Consider the following 2973-nt stretch of genomic DNA (forward strand, 5'->3'; position numbering starts at 1 on the left):
ACACCCCCGCTCCGACAGCCGCTGACCACTCGGTCACCAGCCGTCACCACACACCCGAAACCGTCACACGCTGCGGTCGCACTGAATGTTTGCGTTCGGACTTCTCCCGCCCGCCCATTCACCGTTTCTCGGGCGGAGCCTGGAATTCCCGCTGAGCCAACAGCGGCCGTATCTCGTTGACCGCTCGGGCATGTTCCCCGGCGGCTTTGATACTGCGTGGCGAGAGCATGGAGTTGTGGCTGGTGCGCACGCCGTGCTCGAAAACGGTACGGCCCGTTCTGCTGGACTCCGACGGATCCCCGCCGGCACGGTGTCGGCAGGGTGGACGAGGCGTCCTCCATTCGGCCCGTAATGGTTGCCGTAGCGCGGAGTTGGCGGTGGGCTGGCAGTGCGCCTGGCGATAGTCGCGGGCGCCAAGAGGGGCGCCCCCTGCCGAACGAGCGGGGCCAGCCCCCACCGATCCACACGAGACTTGGAGATTCCCATGCCCTACGGCAAGGGACAGCACTCGGCACTCCGGATCTCGCCCGCTGAAGCTCGTCCTGCTGGTCCCGGTACTCCACGAGTCCACAACATCCCATAGCCGGGATTACCAGTACGGGCGCAGCAGAGTGTCCCTGGCGGCGTTCGGGCAGGAAGAAAGCTGGACTGGTCCCGGGCGGTGATCGATTCCTTGCACGTCTGTGCGACCCGACGGGGCCCAAAAGCGGGCCCAGCCCGGTCGACCGCGCACGTCCGGGCGGCAAGCACCACAGGAAATCCGCGGGTGGAAGACCCGCGACTGACCCCGACCGCAACCTGGGGGTTGCCAGCCTTCCGTCAGGCAGCCCCCCACGCATCGTTGCGCGACCTCGGTGCCGTGAGCTTCCCGCACCCCCGACAGCCAGGCCCGCTGCCCCACGGGGCCGCTCCCGGTGCGTCGGCCGGGGCAGCGGTCTGCGCTGCGTTGTCACCGCTCCAGCGCACGACTGGCGAGGCTGCTCGTAACGACGGTGCGCATGGGAACTCCGCGGAAGGTTTGGATGAGGACGACCGCGGCACCGGCGGTCACGCACTGGTCGGCGAGGTTGAAGATCCCTGACTCGCCGAACTGGATGAAGTCCAGCACAGCGCCACGACCGAATCCGGGGGTGCGGAATATGCGGTCGGCGAGGTTGCCGCCGGCGCCCGCGAAGATCAGTCCGAGACCGACCGCCCAGCCGGTGGACCGGATGGAGGGGGCGACCCGGGCGATGAGGATGAGCACGACGATCGCCAGGAGGGTGAAGATCAGGGTTGCGCGGGGAGCGAAGGAGCCGGCGGCTCCGGAGTTTCGGAAAGCGGTGAAGGTCACCGCACCGCCCAGGTGGTGCCGGGGTTCATGGCCCTCAACGACAACCGCGGCGATCGCCTTCGTGATCTGGTCCACGGCGAATCCTGCCGCCGCAATCTTCCACAGCAGATACATCCGCCGCACCGCCCATCTCCTGATCGCTGGCCGTCCTTCACCGAGCGTACGCGCCAGGGCAGCATGATCCGCCTACGTCATCTGGCGAACCGCGCCCCCACCACGCCGTTGTCGAGCGTCGACCAGTACGGGTGCGTCGACACTTCGATGCTCGGCCGGAGCAGCTCCGCCTGGTATCGGGCCACCTCTGCGGCCTCCTCCTGCGTGTACGCGGGGCTGTCCGGCTTCCCGGACCGGTAGGTGCTGTGGAGCTGCTCGTCGGCCTCCCACCCGGGCATCGGCGCAGCCGACCACGGGAGCGCGATGGCGTACTGCTCGAATGCGGCGCGGCTCTGGGGGAGGGCGAGCTGGGCGTCACGCAGGTCCTGGGGGAAGTCGTACGTGGGCACATATGAATGGTACGTGTGTTCGATGTTTGTATGCGAGCGGCGCGCTGACCGTTCCAGCGAATCCCGCTGTGTCCCGTGACAGCGGACCTTGGTCGATTGCATCGAAGGCTGACGACTGGCTGTTGCGTGACAGCGAAGATTGATTGCCCAGGTCAGGCTCGGTGCGAGGTGCTGTTGACGGTTGGCGCACGATGTCCGTCATGGCGAACACGGTCGAGCGGATCAAGGTCTGGTTTCGGTTCGTTCCTCGGGAGGGATGGTTCCCGCAGGACACCGAGGCCCTGCGGGCAACGCAGCTCGGTGTTGACACGGCAAGTGTGCATAACGTCCCGTTTCTTCAGGACGGGGTGGCCGAGGGTGATGTTCTGCGGTTCCAGACCGACTCCGACGGGCTGCACTCGGCTGTCGGGCGGGTCAGTTCCTCCGGCAACTGCACGATTCCAGTTGTACCCGTCCCTTCCGGCCCTCTGGGCCGCAGCCCCCAAGCCACCGGTATTGCCTTCATTTCGCAAGGCTCCTGGAGATCTCGTAGATGACATCGCAAGGCGGAGGAGCGTCCTCATACTGGGCGTATTCGGGCGTTCCGACAACGCAGCGAGGTGCCGTAGCTGTCGTCGCGCGCCCGCCGGGAATTACGCGCCCGCCGGGAATTAGGGGACAGCCCTTAGCTTAGGCTCAGGTGGTCATGAGGCCAGAGTGGTTCGCAAGCGGCAGCATTCTTTCGAGATATCTGCCAGAACGGAGTCGTCTGGCTCATCGGGTGGAGTTTCACTCCGGTCGAAGTCCTCAGACGACTCGCGGCGGCCGACTAGCTCTCGCACTCGCTCGGCAGAGCACGCAGTCGCCGCCAGCAGATGAGTGCGCATCCGAGGGTGAGGAATGCTTCGTGGAAGTCGTCGCGGATCTCCCAGTGGATTCGCAGGCGGCGGAACCAGTGCAGGTGGGCGAATGCGGGCTCCACGACCCAGTGTTGAGTGCGGCGGCTGATGTGCGAATGACCTGCTCGTGGAATTCGCCGTACCGGCTAACGCTGCTGCATCCACTGTCGCAGGACATCCAGCAGCCGCCGTTGCGCTTGGGTTCGGTGCAACGGCGGCTGTGTCGGCAGGGCCGTTCCTACAGCTCTCGCTCGATCTG

The 2973-nt window shown here is 66.2% G+C and carries 3 protein-coding genes and 2 pseudogenes; 3 read left to right on the forward strand and 2 right to left on the reverse strand.

The genetic code is table 11. The features are described 5' to 3' along the window. Positions 1-604: 604 nt before the first annotated feature. A pseudogene (locus ABZV38_RS39935) lies at positions 605-753 on the forward strand (IS5/IS1182 family transposase); the annotation flags it as partial. Positions 754-949: 196 nt separating this feature from the next. Here the strand turns inward: ABZV38_RS39935 and ABZV38_RS39940 are convergent. Then, positions 950-1447, reverse strand: coding sequence for a signal peptidase II (locus ABZV38_RS39940; RefSeq protein WP_356333827.1), 498 nt, complete (start codon positions 1445-1447; stop codon positions 950-952). 77 nt (positions 1448-1524) lie between these two features. After that, positions 1525-1836, reverse strand: a complete 312-nt coding sequence (locus ABZV38_RS39945) for a hypothetical protein (protein WP_356333823.1) — start codon at positions 1834-1836, stop codon at positions 1525-1527. 191 nt (positions 1837-2027) lie between these two features. Between ABZV38_RS39945 and ABZV38_RS39950 the strand changes: the two are divergent. Together ABZV38_RS39950 and ABZV38_RS39955 are read left to right on the forward strand one after the other, a co-directional pair. Beyond that, positions 2028-2324, forward strand: a pseudogene (locus tag ABZV38_RS39950) (DUF4265 domain-containing protein); the annotation flags it as partial. Positions 2325-2722: 398 nt separating this feature from the next. Continuing rightward, on the forward strand, positions 2723-2973 hold a 251-nt coding region (locus ABZV38_RS39955), incomplete at its 3' end, for a hypothetical protein (protein ID WP_356333825.1).

Origin of the sequence: Streptomyces sp. NPDC005181, from assembly GCF_040608395.1 — a bacterium.
Taxonomy (GTDB): domain Bacteria; phylum Actinomycetota; class Actinomycetes; order Streptomycetales; family Streptomycetaceae; genus Streptomyces.

What these genes read in the sequence shown, in the direction of transcription:
- ABZV38_RS39940 (WP_356333827.1), bottom strand. Translation starts at nt 1,447, where the DNA reads ATGTATCTGCTGTGGAAGATTGCGGCGGCAGGATTCGCCGTGGACCAG.